At 65.1% G+C, this 14,730-nt stretch carries 17 protein-coding genes; 7 read left to right on the plus strand and 10 right to left on the minus strand.

Features of this window, described 5'->3' with window-relative positions:
* Nucleotides 1-139 precede the first annotated feature (139 nt).
* From gshB to LB541_RS11110, 3 genes are all read right to left on the minus strand, one after another.
* Nucleotides 140-1,081, minus strand: a complete 942-nt coding sequence (gene gshB, locus LB541_RS11100) for a glutathione synthase (protein ID WP_224618401.1) — start codon at nucleotides 1,079-1,081, stop codon at nucleotides 140-142.
* Between the two features lie 73 nt (nucleotides 1,082-1,154).
* Nucleotides 1,155-1,529: a GtrA family protein gene (locus LB541_RS11105; RefSeq protein ID WP_140563764.1), complete on the minus strand. Its 375-nt coding sequence runs from the start codon at nucleotides 1,527-1,529 to the stop codon at nucleotides 1,155-1,157.
* Nucleotides 1,530-1,533: 4 nt separating this feature from the next.
* Nucleotides 1,534-2,544: a glycosyltransferase gene (locus LB541_RS11110; RefSeq protein WP_140563762.1), complete on the minus strand. Its 1,011-nt coding sequence runs from the start codon at nucleotides 2,542-2,544 to the stop codon at nucleotides 1,534-1,536.
* A 162-nt stretch (nucleotides 2,545-2,706) separates the two neighbouring features.
* Here LB541_RS11110 and LB541_RS11115 point away from each other — a divergent pair, with 162 nt between their 5' ends.
* The 7 genes from LB541_RS11115 (at nucleotide 2,707) to LB541_RS11145 (ending at nucleotide 10,694) form a co-directional block, all read left to right on the plus strand.
* A complete protein-coding gene (locus tag LB541_RS11115; RefSeq protein WP_140582715.1) occupies nucleotides 2,707-4,503 on the plus strand; it encodes a GtrA family protein in 1,797 nt (598 codons plus the stop codon).
* A gap of 153 nt (nucleotides 4,504-4,656) precedes the next feature.
* A complete protein-coding gene (locus LB541_RS11120; RefSeq protein WP_140491655.1) occupies nucleotides 4,657-6,006 on the plus strand; it encodes a putative bifunctional diguanylate cyclase/phosphodiesterase in 1,350 nt (449 codons plus the stop codon).
* 157 nt (nucleotides 6,007-6,163) lie between these two features.
* Nucleotides 6,164-6,931: an SDR family NAD(P)-dependent oxidoreductase gene (locus tag LB541_RS11125; RefSeq protein ID WP_140491653.1), complete on the plus strand. Its 768-nt coding sequence runs from the start codon at nucleotides 6,164-6,166 to the stop codon at nucleotides 6,929-6,931.
* Nucleotides 6,932-6,996: 65 nt separating this feature from the next.
* Nucleotides 6,997-7,929 (plus strand): 2-dehydro-3-deoxygalactonokinase, encoded by a 933-nt coding sequence (locus LB541_RS11130; RefSeq protein ID WP_224618548.1) that lies wholly within the window; start codon nucleotides 6,997-6,999, stop codon nucleotides 7,927-7,929.
* Nucleotides 7,929-8,573 carry a 2-dehydro-3-deoxy-6-phosphogalactonate aldolase gene (locus LB541_RS11135; RefSeq protein ID WP_224618403.1) on the plus strand — a complete coding sequence of 215 codons (645 nt, stop codon included), beginning with the start codon at nucleotides 7,929-7,931 and terminating at the stop codon, nucleotides 8,571-8,573. Before LB541_RS11130 ends, LB541_RS11135 begins: the two co-directional genes overlap by 1 nt.
* On the plus strand, nucleotides 8,570-9,451 hold the full coding sequence (locus LB541_RS11140; RefSeq protein WP_224618405.1) for an SMP-30/gluconolactonase/LRE family protein: 882 nt from the start codon (nucleotides 8,570-8,572) through the stop codon (nucleotides 9,449-9,451). The genes LB541_RS11135 and LB541_RS11140 overlap by 4 nt, the downstream gene beginning before the upstream one ends.
* A 190-nt stretch (nucleotides 9,452-9,641) precedes the next feature.
* Nucleotides 9,642-10,694 carry a D-alanine:D-lactate ligase-like protein gene (locus LB541_RS11145; protein WP_224618416.1) on the plus strand — a complete coding sequence of 351 codons (1,053 nt, stop codon included), beginning with the start codon at nucleotides 9,642-9,644 and terminating at the stop codon, nucleotides 10,692-10,694.
* Nucleotides 10,695-10,720: 26 nt separating this feature from the next.
* Here LB541_RS11145 and LB541_RS11150 read toward each other — a convergent pair whose 3' ends face one another.
* The 7 genes from LB541_RS11150 to pmtA all read right to left on the minus strand — a co-directional run bounded on the left by LB541_RS11150 (nucleotide 10,721) and on the right by pmtA (nucleotide 14,677).
* Nucleotides 10,721-11,137, minus strand: coding sequence for a GFA family protein (locus LB541_RS11150; protein WP_224618417.1), 417 nt, complete (start codon nucleotides 11,135-11,137; stop codon nucleotides 10,721-10,723).
* Between the two features lie 29 nt (nucleotides 11,138-11,166).
* The gene (locus LB541_RS11155; RefSeq protein WP_224618419.1) at nucleotides 11,167-11,631 is read right to left on the minus strand and encodes an SRPBCC family protein; all 465 of its coding nucleotides are present in this window, start codon (nucleotides 11,629-11,631) and stop codon (nucleotides 11,167-11,169) included.
* Nucleotides 11,628-11,948: an ArsR/SmtB family transcription factor gene (locus LB541_RS11160; RefSeq protein ID WP_140491640.1), complete on the minus strand. Its 321-nt coding sequence runs from the start codon at nucleotides 11,946-11,948 to the stop codon at nucleotides 11,628-11,630. The genes LB541_RS11155 and LB541_RS11160 overlap by 4 nt, the downstream gene beginning before the upstream one ends.
* Nucleotides 11,949-12,225: 277 nt before the next feature.
* Nucleotides 12,226-12,513 carry a DUF1330 domain-containing protein gene (locus LB541_RS11165; protein WP_140491638.1) on the minus strand — a complete coding sequence of 96 codons (288 nt, stop codon included), beginning with the start codon at nucleotides 12,511-12,513 and terminating at the stop codon, nucleotides 12,226-12,228.
* 29 nt (nucleotides 12,514-12,542) lie between these two features.
* On the minus strand, nucleotides 12,543-13,241 hold the full coding sequence (pyrF, locus tag LB541_RS11170; RefSeq protein ID WP_140491636.1) for an orotidine-5'-phosphate decarboxylase: 699 nt from the start codon (nucleotides 13,239-13,241) through the stop codon (nucleotides 12,543-12,545).
* Nucleotides 13,242-13,252: 11 nt separating this feature from the next.
* A complete protein-coding gene (locus tag LB541_RS11175) occupies nucleotides 13,253-13,849 on the minus strand; it encodes an NADPH-dependent FMN reductase (protein WP_140582725.1) in 597 nt (198 codons plus the stop codon).
* A gap of 222 nt (nucleotides 13,850-14,071) precedes the next feature.
* Nucleotides 14,072-14,677, minus strand: coding sequence for a phospholipid N-methyltransferase PmtA (pmtA, locus tag LB541_RS11180; protein ID WP_140625262.1), 606 nt, complete (start codon nucleotides 14,675-14,677; stop codon nucleotides 14,072-14,074).
* Between the last annotated feature and the right edge of the window lie 53 nt (nucleotides 14,678-14,730).

Here is a 14,730-nt window from a genome sequence, read left to right on the forward strand (position 1 = left end):
CCGCGAAGGGCCTGGCCCGGAGACAATCACAATTCCTCGGCTAAATCAAGAACATTACAGGAACGCGCAATCGCTGAAGTTGCAGCGCGATTGTCTCCGGTTGCAAAAACGGAACATGGTTAATACAAAGTGAAAACGGCTATTTCCGCTTGGCCTCCACCGCGTCCCAGAACAGGCTGGCGATGTCGGTGCCGCCGAAGCGTTTGACTTCGCGCACGCCGGTCGGCGAGGTCACGTTGATCTCGGTCATGTAGTCGCCGATGACGTCGATGCCGACGAGGATGAAGCCGCGTTCCCTCAACGCCGGCCCGATGCGGGCGCAGATCTCGCGCTCGCGCTCGGTCAGCTCGGTCTTCTCGGCGCGGCCGCCGACATGCATGTTGGAGCGGGAATCGTGCTCGGCCGGCACCCGGTTGATGGCCCCGACCGGTTCGCCGTCGATCAGGATGATGCGCTTGTCGCCCTTGCGCACGTCCTTCAGGTAGCGCTGCACGATGTAGGGCTCACGGAACAACTGGCCGAACATTTCGAGCAGCGAGGCGAGGTTGCGGTCGGCCTCCAGCAGATGGAAGATACCCGCGCCGCCATTGCCGTAGAGCGGCTTGACGATGATGTCGCCGAATTCCTTGCGGAAGGCGGCGACCTCCTGGGGATCCTTGGTGATCAGCGTTTCCGGCATCAGGTCGGAAAACTCGGTGACGAAGATCTTTTCCGGGCTGTTGCGCACCCAGGCCGGGTCGTTGACCACCAGCGTCCTGGGGTGGATGCGCTCCAGTATGTGCGTGGTGGTGATGTAGTTCATGTCGAAGGGCGGATCCTGTCTCAGCAGGATCACGTCCATCTCCGACAGGTCGGTGCGCACCTTCTCCCCCAGCGAATAGTGGCTGCCCTTCTCGTCGCGTACCTGCATCTCCTCGATGCGGGCGAACACCTTGCCGTCGCGCAGCGACAGCCGGTCGGGCGTGTAGTGGTAGAGCTGATGGCCGCGCCGCTGCGCCTCCAGCGACAGCGCGAACGAAGTGTCTCCGGCGATCGACACGGTGGAGATGTGGTCCATCTGGACGGCGATTTTCAGCTTCATGGCAGGTCCCCAGCACGGTCGATGAGAGAGCGATATAGGGGTCCCGGCGCCTTCTGCCAATCGGGCCACGCCGCTAGCGGTCGAAGACCAGCCTGGAATAGCCGAGAAAGGACAGCCCCATGGCGGCCAGCGAAGCGAAAGCAAGGGCGGCCAATGGCGGGGTTGTCGGCAGGACGACAAGGATGGCGCAGTAGACCAGATAGTTGGCGATGCTGGTGGCGATGCCGACGCTGCCATAGCGCGCGCCTTCCCGCACCAAGCCGCGGCTCGACGGCGAGAAGGTCAGATGCCGGTTTGTCTGCCAGGTGACACAGAGTGCAAAGCCGATGGACAGCATGCGGGCGCTGAAAGGGCCGAGCGGCGTGACCGCAAGCAGCAACCAGAGGGCGGCCGCGTCGGCGACGAAGCCGATGCCGCCGGCAAAGACGAAGCGGACGAGACGGCTCACCGCTTCATGCGGCGCGAGGCGTCTTGCCTGGGCCGGCCTTCGCGGCAGTCGGCTCGTTGGCGCGCTCGCGCCGCTCTATGCGGCCCGAAGGCATCGACAGGTAGAAGATGCGCTTCTGTTCGGCGCGGCCGCGCGACACCGAGTCGAGGATCACCCCAGTCACACCAGCCAGCATCGAGAGCAAGAGCAGGCCGACCGACAGCACCCATGTCGGCATGCGCGGCACCAGCCCGGTCTCGGCGAATTCGACCAGCACAGGCGCCATCAGGAACAGGCTCGACACCAGGAAGACCAGGGCGAAGGCGCCGAAGAAACGTAGCGGTTGCGTTTCCTTCATCAGCATGGCGAACATCCACAGGATCCTGGCGCCGTCGCGAAAGGTCGAAAGCTTCGATGACGAGCCGTCCGGCCGCTTGCCGTAATCGAGCGCGATCTCGCTGACGGGCAATTTGAGCTGCGAAGCATGAACCGACATTTCGGTCTCGATCTCGAAGCCGCCGGAGACGGCCGGGAAGCTCTTGACGAAGCGCCGGGTGAAGACGCGGTAGCCCGAGAAGATGTCGGTGAAATCGCTGCCGAACAGCCCTTTATAGAGGCTGTTGAAGACGCGGTTGCCGAAGGCATGGCCGGTCCTGCCGGCATCGTCGGTGACGCCGCGCCGGGTGCCCACCGCCATGTCGGAGCGCTCGGTCAGAAGCGTGTTGATCAATTGCGGCGCGTCTTCCGGCGCATAGGTGCCGTCGCCGTCGGCCATCAGGTAAATGTCGGCGTCGATGTCGGCGAACATGCGCCGCACCACATTGCCCTTGCCCTGGCGCGGTTCGCGCACCACGATGGCGCCGGCGGCGCGGGCCCTGAGCGCGGTCAGGTCGCGCGAATTGTTGTCGTAGACATAGACCGTCGCCAAAGGCAGCGTCTCGCGGAAGCGCCGCACCACCTCGGCGATCGTCAATTCCTCGTTGTAGCAAGGCAGCAGCACGGCGATGGCGGGTTCGTAGCGAAGCTCTTGCGGCATTTTCCTCTCCGGGTGCCTCGCCGCCACGCGCGGTTCGCGCCGAAAGTCAGGCGCGTTCAGGCGGTTTTACTATTTATTGAAGCCGTTAAGGCTAGGTTTAAGGCCGACTTTACGAGTGTCGATTGGCCGAAAAAGCCCGGCATTCCTGCCAGGGGCGATGGGATGAGCACAGCCAGCAACGGCGCTTCCACCTGGAAGTCCGACATAGCGTTTGCGTTGCTTGCCGCCTTGCTGCTGCTGGCGCTCGATCTCTATGCCGGATTCCCGCAACTGGCCAACCCGGCCGGCGACAATGACAGCCTGCTGCAACTGGTGGAGGTTCGCGACCTCCTGGCCGGCCAGGGCTGGTTCGACCTGCACCAGTACAGGATGGGGCTGGAGGGTGGCTTCGTCATGCACTGGTCGCGGCTGCTCGACGCCCCGCTGGCGCTCGGCATGCTTGCCCTGTCGGCCCTGACGGGCAGTGCCGCTTTGGGCGAGCAGGTCGTGCAGGTGCTTTGGCCTCTCCTGCAATTCTGGCTCGCGCTGTTCTCCATCATGCGCGCCGCGCGCGCTTTCGCCGGCGAGCACGCGGTCCTGCCCGCCGCGGTGGTCGGCGGAGCGGCCTTGTATTATCTCGGAATCTTCTCGCCCGGCGCGCTCGATCACCACAATGTCCAGCTGATGCTGACCTTGGCCGGCCTGGCTTTGCTGCTTGAAGCCCCTCGCCACCGGACCGCCGCCCTGTTTGCCGGCGCGTGCGCCACCCTGGCATTGGCGATCGGCATGGAAAGCGCCCCCTATGCTGGAACCCTGGGCGCCATCGTCGCCCTGCTGTTCCTCGTCAGCGGTGGCGGCGAAAGGCTGATCGCCAGGGATTTTGGCTTGGGCGTCACCGCCGTCTCGGCCCTTGTTTTCATCACTACCATACCGGCGTCGGCATGGGGGCAGACGCAGTGCGACACCTTCTCGACCGTGCACTTCGTGGTTGCCGCGCTTGCCGGCGCCGGCCTTGCGGTCATCGCCTCATGGGGCGCCGCCAATGCGACGTACGGCCGTCGCCTGGTCTCGCTCGGCCTGCTGGCGTTCGTGCTTATCCTTGTCGTGATGTTTCTGTTCCCGCAATGCCTGGCTGCCCCCTATGCCGGCCTCGACCCGCGCCTCCAGCAGATGTGGCTCGGTCATATCGACGAAGCGCAGTCGATATTCCAGCTCGTCGCGGCCGATCCGGCCAGAGCGGTGGCGCGCTTCGCGACGCCGCTGGTGGCGATCGTCCTGATGGCGCTGCGTCTCGGCAAGGGCGGCTGGCGGCGGCAGGACAGTCTCGTCGGCGCGCTGCTGGTGGTGGCTTTCCTGGTCAGCGCCTGGGAGGTCCGCGGCTCGACCTTCTCCATCGCCTTCGCGGTGATCCCGCTTTGCGCCTGGATCGCCAAATGGCGGCAGCGCGCCGAAAACAGTCCGTCCGGTGGCTCCGTGCTCCGTATGGCCGCAGCCTGGCTGATCTCGGTCAATGCGGTTTGGTCCAGCGCTGCCGAGGCGGCATCGAGCGCCTTCCAGACCGGTGCGGCCGTCACCAATGCCGGCATCGATGCACCTTGCAACAGCAAGGCCTCGTTCGCCGCGCTCGCCCGCATGCCTGACACCACGGTGCTGGCCATCTCCAATCTCGGCTCGCCGATCCTGGCCTTTACCGGTCATCGCGCGCTCGCTGGGCCCTACCACCGCAACGTCGCCGGAAACCTGCTCGTATTCGATGCCTTGCTGGGCTCGGCCACTGACGCGAAAGCCGTCGTGGCAAACCATCGCGTCGGGATTGTCGCGCTCTGCCGCGGCAATCCCGAAACCAGGCTTCTCGCAACCAAGGCGCCTGACGGCTTTCTGGCCGGGCTGATGCATGGCAGCGTGCCGGATTGGCTGGAACCGGTGGCGGAGACCCAGGGCGCGCCGCTGGAGCTCTATCGCGTTCGCACCGCCGGTTGAGAATCCGCCTGAGCGACGGCGCCCTTGAGCCCGGGCGGCTTTGCGGAGGGCAACGCGCTCTAGCGGCGAAAAATCGATTTTCCCGATACGTTTCCTAAAGGGTTTGCTGCCAGTCTCGGAAATAAATTCCGACTTCGAGAAACAGGGACACCGATGCAAACTTCGTTTGGCACCGGTCAGGCAAACAGGGAGAGCACGGATCTGGCATTCACCGATCCGTTGACCGGGCTTGGCAACCATCGCCGCTTCTTCGACAAGGTCGATCGCCTAATCAGCGACCGTGCCGACGATCCCGCGCCCTTCACCGTCGGCATTCTCGACCTTGATGGATTCAAGCCGATCAACGATCTGTTCGGCCACAAGGCCGGCGACGACATCCTGATCCAGGTGGCGATGCGCCTGCGCGCCTCGATGGACGGCCATTCCACCGTCTGCCGCATCGGCGCCGACGAATTCGCCTTCCTCTATCCGCTGGTGTTCAGCGAGGAGGCGGCCGCCGAAAAGTCGCGCATGCTGATCGAAATCCTGTCGGCCCCGTATGATGTCGGCGAACGCACGGCGAGGCTGTCGGCCTCCGTCGGCTGTTCGCTGTTCTATTCCGGCGACGAGACCACCGAGATCCTCATCAACAAGGCCGAAACGGCGCTTTACCATGCCAAGCGATCCGGCCGCGGCCGGGTCGTCGTCTATACCCGCGAAATGGAAGAGGCGGCCAAGCGCGTCACCCGCATCGAGCAGGCGCTGCGCCGCGCCGTCTCGGCCGGCGAGGTGGAGCCGCATTTCCAGCCGATCGTCGACCTCACCACGCGCCGCACCATCGGCTTCGAGACGCTGGCGCGCTGGACCGACCGCGATCTCGGCTCGGTGCCGCCGACCGTCTTCATTCCGATCGCCGAGGAGCGCGGCATCATCGGCCCGCTGTCGCAGCTAGTGCTGCGCAAGGCGACCGAGGCGGCGAGGAGTTGGCCGAAGGACCTGTTCCTGTCCTTCAACCTGTCGCCCTCGCAACTCGTCGACCAGAACACCGGCCTGCACATATTGGCGATCCTCGACCGTACGGGCTTCGATCCGCGCCGGCTGGAGATCGAGATTACCGAGACCGGCCTGATGAACGATCCGGCCTCGGCCGCGCAGATCGTCGAGGACCTGCGCCGCGTCGGCATCCGCGTCTCGCTCGACGATTTCGGCACCGGCCAGTCCTCGCTCGGGCGGCTGCGCGAATTCCATTTCGACAAGTTGAAGATCGACCGCGCCTTCGTCTCCTCCATTCTCGATGACCGCCCGTCGGAGCACATCATCCGCGCCATTCTCGCAATGTGCGAAGGGCTCGGCATGGATGTCGTCGCCGAAGGCATCGAGGAAGAGGCGCAGGCCGACCGCCTCGTCCAGTTCGGCTGCGCCGGTGGGCAGGGCTATCTGTTCGGCAAGCCGGCCGATGCCGACGCCACGCTCGGCTATCTCCGCGATTCCTTCCGCGGCGCCTTGCGCGCCAAGGCAATCTGACCGGGCGATTGACCGGTCCTCGATCGAGGACCGGCCGTGCCTGTGCGTGGTCTCCAGGCTTTTTGTCAGACATAAGCCTCAAAATCCGTCTTTTCGCCCTTGCCCGCCGGATCGGTCTGGCTAGGATGCGCGCCGGTCAACCCGGGAGACGAAAACCATGATGCCATCGGCACGTTTTGCCGACCTCGAAGGCGCTTCGGTGCTGATCACCGGCGGCGGCTCCGGCATTGGCGCGGCATTGACCGAGGGTTTCATGCGCCAGGGCGCCAAGGTCGCCTTCATCGACATCGCCGACAAGCCCAGCACCGCGCTTGCCGACCGCATCGAGAAAGAGCTCGGCCGCCGGCCGCTCTACCTCAAGTCCGATCTGCGCGACATCGAAGCGCTCCGGGCGTCTGCCGCGAAGGCGGCCGAAGCGCATGGCGACGTCACCGTGCTGGTCAACAATGCCGCCTGGGACGAACGCCACGCCGTCGAAGACGTGACGGTGGAGTTTTGGGACAACAACCAGGCGATCAACCTCAGACCGCATTTCTTCACCGCGCAGGCGGTGGCGCCGGGCATGAAGCGGGCCGGCGGCGGCTCGATCATCAATTTCACCTCGACCTCCTACCTGATCAACCACCCCGACATGCCGGCCTACACCGCCGCCAAGGCGGGCATACTCGGCCTCACCAAGGGTTTGGCCGGCAAGCTCGGGCCCGACCGTATCCGCGTCAACGCCGTCGCGCCCGGCTGGGTCATCACGGAACGGCAGCAGGAACGCTGGGTGACGGAGCAGGCGCTTGCCTCTCATGTCGCCAAGCAGTGCATCAAGGACGTCATGCGGCCGGACGATTTGGTCGGCACCGTGCTGTTCCTGGCCTCGGACGCCTCGCGCATGCTGACCGCGCAAATGCTGATCGTCGACGGAGGTTTCCTGTGAGCCCCGGAGTTGCCAGCCCCGGGGTTGCCAGCCCCGGGGTTGCCGGCCCCCGATTTGTCGGCAATGTGCCGGCGGTCGCGGCGCTCGATTGGGGCACGACCCGGCTTCGTGCCTGGCTGATCGACGGCGGCGGCAAGGTGCTTGCCGAGCGTCGCGGCGACGACGGACTGATCACCGCGCGCGAGAAGGGCTTTTCCCGGGTTCTCGAGGGTCATCTCGCCGCCATGGGCGCGCCGGAAACGCTGCCCGTCATCATCTGCGGCATGGCAGGCTCGCGCCAGGGCTGGCTCGAAGCGCCCTATGTCACCGTGCCGGCGCCGATCGGCGCCATCCTGGCCGGCGCGGCCCGCATCCCGGGGGAGAGCCGCGACATTCGCATCGTGCCGGGCCTTGCCCAACGCCTGGCCGATGCGCCCGACGTCATGCGCGGCGAGGAGACGCAGCTTGCCGGCGCCGGTTTGCCGGCAAAGGGGCGTGAAATCGTCTGCATGCCGGGCACCCATTCGAAATGGGTTCTGGTCGAGGACGGCGCCGTTGCCGGTTTCGGCACCTGGCCGACCGGCGAGCTGTTCTCGGTGCTGGCCGCGCATTCGATCCTGCGCCATTCGCTCGGCGAGCATCCCAAGCCGGTCGACCCGCAGAACCCTTTCTTCCGCCGCTGGTGTGGTGCGGCGTTGACTGAAGGTGGCGACGTCACCGCAAAACTGTTCTCGATCCGCGCCGCCGGTCTGCTCCAGGACATGAAGGCCGACGATGCCGCGGCCTGCCTGTCGGGCCTGCTGATCGGCGGCGAGATCGCCTCGGCGAGGCGCCGCCAGGCCGCGGGCGCCACATCGGTGGTGCTGATTGCCTCCGGCGCGCTTGCGGCGCTTTATCGGCAGGCGCTCGGCCTTGCCGGGCTTGGCGTGCGGACCGTCGACGCGGATGAGGCGGTGCGTGCCGGCCTGGTCGAGGCGGCGCGCGAAAACGGCATGATCGCCAGAACCGGAGTTGCCTGATGAACCAGACCGCTGCGTTCCCGAAGCTCAAGCGCGGGCTGGTCGCCATCCTGCGCGGCCTCAAGCCTGCCGAGGCGGTGGCGATCGGCCAGGCGGTCTTCGATGCCGGCATCGAGGCGATCGAGGTGCCGCTCAATTCACCCGATCCGTTCGCGTCCATCGCCGCCATCCTCAAGGCGCTGCCGCCGGCCGCGCTGGTCGGCGCCGGCACGGTGCTGACGCCGGCCGATGTCGATGGCTTGCACGAAGCCGGCGGCCGGCTGCTGGTCAGTCCCAACATCGATGCCGAGGTGATGGAACGCGCGCTGCAATACGGCATGGTCACCATGCCCGGCGTGTTCACGCCCACCGAGGCCTTCCTGGCGATCCGGCTCGGCGCCTCGGCGCTGAAATTCTTCCCGGCCAGCGTGCTCGGCGCGTCGGGCATTTCCGCCATCCGCGCGGTGCTGCCGGCTTCGACATTGATCGGCGCGGTCGGCGGCGTCTCGGAGAAGGACTTTGCCGGCTACAAGGCAGTGGGCGTGACGGTCTTCGGCCTCGGCTCCAGCCTGTTCAAGCCGGGCATGAGCGTCGACGACGTGGCCGCGCGGGCCCAGGCGGCGGTGACGGCCTGGGACGCGGTGTTCGGCGGAGACGCAGGATGAGCGAAGCAATCGTTTCGGTTTTTTCCGACCATGTCTGCCAGCTCGGCGAGGGGCCGAGCTACGACCCCGCCACCGACACGCTCTATTGGTTCGACATCGTCAAGGGCCATCTCCTGGAAAAGCGCCTGTCCGGCGGCGCGACCCAGGTGCACGAGCTTGGCCGGATGGCCAGCGCTATCGCCATCATCGACGACAAACGCCAGCTGATCGCCACCGAAACCGGGCTTTTTGTCCGCGACGTCGCCACCGGCAGGATGACGCTGCACACGCCTGTCGAGGCCGACAATCCGGTCACCCGTTCCAACGATTCCCGCGTCCATCCCTGCGGCGCCCTTTGGACCGGCACGATGGGCAAAAGCGAGGAGAAGGACGCCGGCGCGATCTACTGGTTCTTCAAGGGCGAATTGCGCAAGCTGTTCTCCGACATCACCGTGTCGAACTCGATCTGTTTTTCCGCGGACGGCGCGCTCGCTTATTACACCGACACCTCGACCGGCCTGTTGATGCGTGTCGCTTGCGATCCGGCGACCGGCCTGCCGGCGGGCGAGCCGAAAGTGTTCGTTGATCACCGGTCGGCCAAGGGCTTCGTCGACGGCTCCGTGCTCGACCGCGACGGCATCCTGTGGAATGCCGTCTGGGGCGGCAAGGTGGTTAAGGGCTACGCCCCGGACGGCAAGCTGGTGCGCACGATCGCCATGCCGGTGACGCAGCCTTCCTGCCCGGCCTTTGTCGGCAAGAACGCCAGCCGGCTGGCGGTTACCTCGGCATGGCACGGCAAGGACGACAAGCAGCGCCATCTCGACCCGCAGGCCGGCATGACCTTCCTCCTCGACATCGAGGTCAATGGCCGCTTCGAGCCCCGCGTGCTGATCGCCTAGGGCATCTCTATATTCAGGTGATGCCGGCCTTTTCGGCTCGGCCTGACGCGAGACTCGGTACCCCGATGCACCGCGTCTGACGGGATCATTCGGCCGGCTGTCACGCAGGCGTCCGGCCCGCGTCGGTTTCGCGAAAGCCTGGCGTCTTCGCCATGCGATGGTGTGGAATTGCATCACTGGGAATCATATCATGTCCAGCCCCAGGCTGATCCTCGTCCATGAGCCGGAAAAGGCCTGCCTCGAGCGGCTCCTCGCCGATGGCCACGCGCCGGAGCGTGCCGCCGAAATCGCTTCTTACCTGGCGCAATCGACCGATCTCGCGCATGAGTTCGACGCGCTCGCTTCTGCCTTCAAACGGCGCGATCTCGGCTTCGCGGCGGTGGAGCTGGACGATGCCGCCGATATGCTCGCCAAGGCCGATCCGGCCGCCACGCTGGTCTGGACGCTGACCGACGGCATCGCCTATTTCCGGGGCGGCGCGGCGCCTGCGCTTGCCAGGCTGAACGGCCTGAAGGCGATCGGCGCCGAGGACTCGCTGTTCGCGCTCTGCCAGGACAAGTTCCGCTCCGGCGCCGTGCTCGGCGCGCTCGGCCTGCCTGTGCCGCGGGCCGGCCTGGCGCGCAACGGACAATGGCTGGCCGAGCCGCCGGTTTCCGCCGCCGGCTGGTTCGTCAAGCCGAACCGGCTCGGCGCCAAGATCGGCATCTGGCCGGATTCGCGCTGCGGCGATCTCGACCACGCGCTGGAGCTTAGCCGGCGTGTTTTCACCGCCTATCGCGACGACGTCGTCGTCCAGCCCTATGTCGGCGGCCGCAACGCGCGCGCCAGTTTCCTGGGCCTGAGGCCGGACGCCGGCGTCGAAGCGCTCGGCGTCGCCTTCGTCGAGTCCGGCGGCGATTTCCAGACCATGGAAGACAGCCTGGCGCTTTACGGCGAGACCGGCGAGGCGGCGAAGGCGGCGGGCAACTACGCCGAGCCGCTTCTGCTTCCGGTCGCCGAAAGCCAGCCGGTCGCCGATGCAAAAGTCCGCGCCATCGCCGAGCGGCTGATGAGCGGGATCGGCCTGCGCGACGTGTTTTCCATCGATCTCCGGATCGAGCCCGACGACACGGTTCACCTCATCGAGTTCGAGGTCTGCCCCGGCCTGCCTTGCTTCGATTTCCGCGCCTATTGCCGGTCTCAATGGGGCTTGGGGCTTGCCGACGCCATGGCCGAAACCGCCGCGAACCGGATGACCCGTTAAAGCGCGGCAAGATTGCCTGCCGTACGCTATCCCTGCGGCATTCGCTCGAATGTCTGCAAGGAAGGATCTATCCTGTCCCAGGCACGGCCGCGGATGGCATATGTGACCACCTGCGGATTGAACTGGCCGGGATCGTCAAGGCTGGTCGCGTGGACCGCTATTAATTCCGGCATTGCGACCTGCGTCAGGTAGACCGGTGTTCCACAGGTCGGGCAGAAGGCATGGATCTTCTCGTTGCCGCTGTCGCCCGCCACCCGCCAGGTGCTCGCTTCGCCCGTGATGATCACATCGGCTCGCCGGGGGAAAGTCAGGTAGGAGCTGTGGCCCGTGCCGCTTCGCTTCTGGCATTCGTGGCATTGGCAGTGGTTTTCGAAGATGGGCTCGCTGCTCGTTTCATAGCGGATCGCACCGCATGCGCATCCGCCGCTATAGTGTTTGGTCATTGTCGTTTTCCCGCAGTCGGATTTGCTGGTCAAGCCGATTTCGGCTTGGCGAAAATATCGATGCCGCTGCCGGTCTCCAGGAAGGATTTCATGCTGGACAGCACCGCCGGCCATCCCTGGCTGACGCCCTTCGCCATGCCGCTGCCGGCTTCGAGTTCGTCATGGCTGACGGTCAGCCGCACCATCGTGTCGTATTCCTCGATGGCGAACGTCACCCGGCTGTGTTTCGACGCATCGTCGGCCTGCGAAGCGTTTGCCCAGGTCATCACGAGACGGGTCGGCGGCGAGATCTCGACGACCTTGCCGACCAGTTCGACGGTGCGCTCGTCATTGGCGCGGATATGTTCCCATTTCGATCCCGCCTTCCAGTCCGAGACGTTCTCATGGCCCCAGTAACGCCGTGCGATGTCGGGCCTGGTTATGGCCTCGAACACTTTTTGCGGCGTCGAGCGGATGTAGGTCACGTAGACAAAGCTGGTCGTCTCTGCGGTCATTTGTCTTCTCCTTCGAGTTCCTGTTTCAGGTCATGCAGCAGGCTGAGCCGCTGGCGTTCGAATTTGCGCACCCAGCGCTCGTAGACCTCGTGCAGCGGCACGGGATTGATGAAATGCAGCTTCTCGCGGCCGCGTTTGACCGTGCTCACCAGATTGGCCGCCTCCAGCAGGTCGATGTGTTGGGTGGCGGATTGCCTGGCCATATCGAGATGTTCGCAAAGCTGGCCCAGCGTCTGCCCGTTCTTCTCGCACAGAAGATCAAGCAGCCTTCTGCGTGTCGGGTCGCCCAGCGCCTTGAAAACCTTGTCCGCGTCCATCGGGTTCACTCTGATGTGAAGCCATAATATGCAGGTAAATACCTGCATGTCAACCCGCGATCGGCCGGCATCAAAATTACCCCCGTGTAAGGGCTGTTCGGACGCGATTGCTAAAGGGATTATGCGTCAGCCATGTCGTGGCCGTTGTCGAACGACTGTGCCGGTTGTCGCTCAAAGACAACCGGTCGGGGCGCCGCCTGCTGGGCCAGGCTGCGGGATGTGAACCTCAGGACTCGTGCAAAGGCCGCGGCCGGCACTGATGCCGGCCGGGATAGCCTCAGACGCCCTCGACCAGCACGATCTCGCCGTCGGCGACCTTCTGGCGAATGGCGGCGGCGCGCTGGTATTCAGGTGAATGGTAGCAGTCATGCGCGGCGGCAAGCGTCTCGAACTCGATGACGACGTTGCGCGCGCGGCCGGCCCCTTCTGCCTTCTCATGCTCGCCGCCGCGCGCCAGGAATTTCGCGCCGAAGCGCTCGAAGGCCGGCTTGGCGGCGGCGACATAATCCTTGTAGCCTTCCGCGTCGCGCACATCGACGCGGGCGATCCAGTATCCCTTGGGCATCCTTCTTCTCCGAAGCCGTTCGTTGGAAATTATGCCGAGCGCATTTCGTCGAGGATGGCTTCAGCCGCCGCGCGTCTGTCCGCCGCGGCGACGATCGGGCGCCCGACGACCAGATGGCTGGAGCCGCTGCGGATGGCATCCGCCGGCGTCATCACGCGCTTCTGGTCGCCATGGTCGCTGCCGGCGGGGCGTATGCCTGGCGTTACCACCGCCATGTCGGGCCCGACGATGCGGCGCACCGCCTCTGTTTCCGCGGCCGAGCAGACGATGCCGCCCATGCCGGCATGCAGCGCCTGTTCCGCGCGCCGCAGCACCAGCGTGTGCGGGTCGTATTCGTAGCCCGCGTCGATCACGTCCTGTTCGTCCATCGAGGTCAGCACGGTGACGGCAAGCAGGCAAAGCTCGCTGCCTCTCGCCGCCTCGACCGCCGCCCGCATGGTCTTCGGGTAGGCATGCAGCGTCAGCATGGTCATGCCCATCTTGACGATGTTCTCGACCCCCTTGGCCACAGTGTTGTCGATGTCGAGCAGCTTCATGTCGAGAAAGATCTTCTTGCCCGCGCTGGCGAGCTCCCTGGCGAAATCGAGCCCGCCGGCGAAGGCGAGCTGGTAGCCGATCTTGTAGAAGGAGACGACGCCATCGAGTTCGCGTACCGCCTTCTCGGCCTCTTTCAAGCTCGGCACGTCGAGGCCGACGATCAGCCTTTCGCGCATTGTGTCGGTCTGCATGGCGTTGGCGATCACGGCTCGACCCGGGTCGACAGCATGCGCGAGGTTTCGATCAGCGTGCGGCATAGGTGCTCCATGGTTCGGTGCAGTCGTTCGTCCTTGAAACGCCCGTCCTCGTCGAAGGCGTTGCCGCCTTCCGGCACCGAGCATTCCGGCGTCACCACCTCCATCTGGCAACGCACCAGCACGGCGCGCAGATGATTGATGCAGCGTATCCCGGCGAAGTGTCCGCTGGAAGACGAACTAAGGCCGGCGACCTTGCCGGCAAACGGCCTCACCGCACGGCCGCCATCCCTGCGCACCCGGCTCACCCAGTCGATCGTGTTCTTGAGCAGCGGCGGAATGGAGCCGTTATACTCGGGCGTGGCGATCAGCAGCCCGTCATGGGCAATGATCATCCGGGCAAGTTTCAGGGCGTTTTCGGGAACGCCTTTTTCCTTCTCCAGATCCTCATCCATGATCGGCAAGGGATAGTCGCCAAGCGAGATGCGAGTGACCTCGGCGCCTTGCACCGCAAGTTCCTTCTGCGCCACGTCGGCGGTCCTGCCACTGAAGGCCCCGGCCCGGACCGAGCCGGCAAAGACGAGGATTTTTGGGATCACTGCCATTGGCCAACCTTGTTCCCGGACAGGTACAGCCAGAGCCCGCTCAAATCAATGCAGATCAGACAAAGCGTCATCCTCGGGCTTGCCCCGAGGATCTGCCAACGCATCCAAGTCAGACATTTTCGTCCCAATGCCCACCGCATCTGATACCGCTATGCGGCAGATCCTCGGGACAAGCCGCAGGATGACGACTTTCGAAGACATTCGCGGTCGGCTTCGCAATCCCTAATGCGCCTCGCGCCGGTAGATCCACAGCTGCGTCGGCGGGATGTTGCGGATGATGAAGTCGAAATGCTTGACCGTGTAGTCGCCGCGGCCGGGCGGGATCGGCGACATCGGGCCGTAGGTCAGCTGCACGATCGGGCGGCCGGCCGGAATGCGGTCGAGCAGGCTTTCGATATAGGCGATGCGCTGGGCGACCGGGAAGTTGAGCAGCGGCACGCCCGAGACCACCGAATCGAACATCATCCCGCTCTTGTCGCCAAGCGTGGCGTTGAGATTGAAGGCGTCGCCCTCAATGACGTTGACGCCGGGGTAGAGCCGGCGCAGATGGCGCACGAAGTCGGTGGAATATTCGACCGCGTAAAGGTTTTCAGGCCTCACGCCCTGGGCCAGGATGGCGCGGGTGATGACGCCGGTGCCGGGCCCGACCTCGAGCACCGGCAGACCGGACTTCGGGTCGACGATCGAAGCCATCTTGCGGGCGGTGATGGAGCTGGTCGGCACGATCGAGCCGACCGTCTTCGGCTTGTCGATCCAGCCCTTGAAGAACTTCAGCTCGTCATCGAACTTTTCGGCAAGCGCCTTCCGCAGTCCCGGACCACGTGTCATGCAAGCTCTCCTCAGCGCTCCCCTGAGAGCTACTTAACACCTAAGCCGCCCAA

Origin of the sequence: Mesorhizobium sp. BR1-1-15 (genome assembly GCF_020165475.1) — a bacterium.
In the GTDB taxonomy this organism is placed as follows: domain Bacteria; phylum Pseudomonadota; class Alphaproteobacteria; order Rhizobiales; family Rhizobiaceae; genus Mesorhizobium.

Bases quoted from the DNA above. Each gene is read 5' to 3' on its own strand.
- gshB (WP_224618401.1), bottom strand. From the start codon at position 1,081: ATGAAGCTGAAAATCGCCGTCCAGATGGACCACATCTCCACCGTGTCG.
- LB541_RS11110 (WP_140563762.1), bottom strand. From the start codon at position 2,544: ATGCCGCAAGAGCTTCGCTACGAACCCGCCATCGCCGTGCTGCTGCCT.
- LB541_RS11115 (WP_140582715.1), top strand. From the start codon at position 2,707: ATGAGCACAGCCAGCAACGGCGCTTCCACCTGGAAGTCCGACATAGCG.
- LB541_RS11120 (WP_140491655.1), top strand. From the start codon at position 4,657: ATGCAAACTTCGTTTGGCACCGGTCAGGCAAACAGGGAGAGCACGGAT.
- LB541_RS11125 (WP_140491653.1), top strand. From the start codon at position 6,164: ATGATGCCATCGGCACGTTTTGCCGACCTCGAAGGCGCTTCGGTGCTG.
- LB541_RS11135 (WP_224618403.1), top strand. From the start codon at position 7,929: ATGAACCAGACCGCTGCGTTCCCGAAGCTCAAGCGCGGGCTGGTCGCC.
- LB541_RS11140 (WP_224618405.1), top strand. From the start codon at position 8,570: ATGAGCGAAGCAATCGTTTCGGTTTTTTCCGACCATGTCTGCCAGCTC.
- LB541_RS11145 (WP_224618416.1), top strand. From the start codon at position 9,642: ATGTCCAGCCCCAGGCTGATCCTCGTCCATGAGCCGGAAAAGGCCTGC.
- LB541_RS11150 (WP_224618417.1), bottom strand. From the start codon at position 11,137: ATGACCAAACACTATAGCGGCGGATGCGCATGCGGTGCGATCCGCTAT.
- LB541_RS11155 (WP_224618419.1), bottom strand. From the start codon at position 11,631: ATGACCGCAGAGACGACCAGCTTTGTCTACGTGACCTACATCCGCTCG.
- LB541_RS11160 (WP_140491640.1), bottom strand. From the start codon at position 11,948: ATGGACGCGGACAAGGTTTTCAAGGCGCTGGGCGACCCGACACGCAGA.
- LB541_RS11165 (WP_140491638.1), bottom strand. From the start codon at position 12,513: ATGCCCAAGGGATACTGGATCGCCCGCGTCGATGTGCGCGACGCGGAA.
- pyrF (WP_140491636.1), bottom strand. From the start codon at position 13,241: ATGCAGACCGACACAATGCGCGAAAGGCTGATCGTCGGCCTCGACGTG.
- LB541_RS11175 (WP_140582725.1), bottom strand. From the start codon at position 13,849: ATGGCAGTGATCCCAAAAATCCTCGTCTTTGCCGGCTCGGTCCGGGCC.
- pmtA (WP_140625262.1), bottom strand. From the start codon at position 14,677: ATGACACGTGGTCCGGGACTGCGGAAGGCGCTTGCCGAAAAGTTCGAT.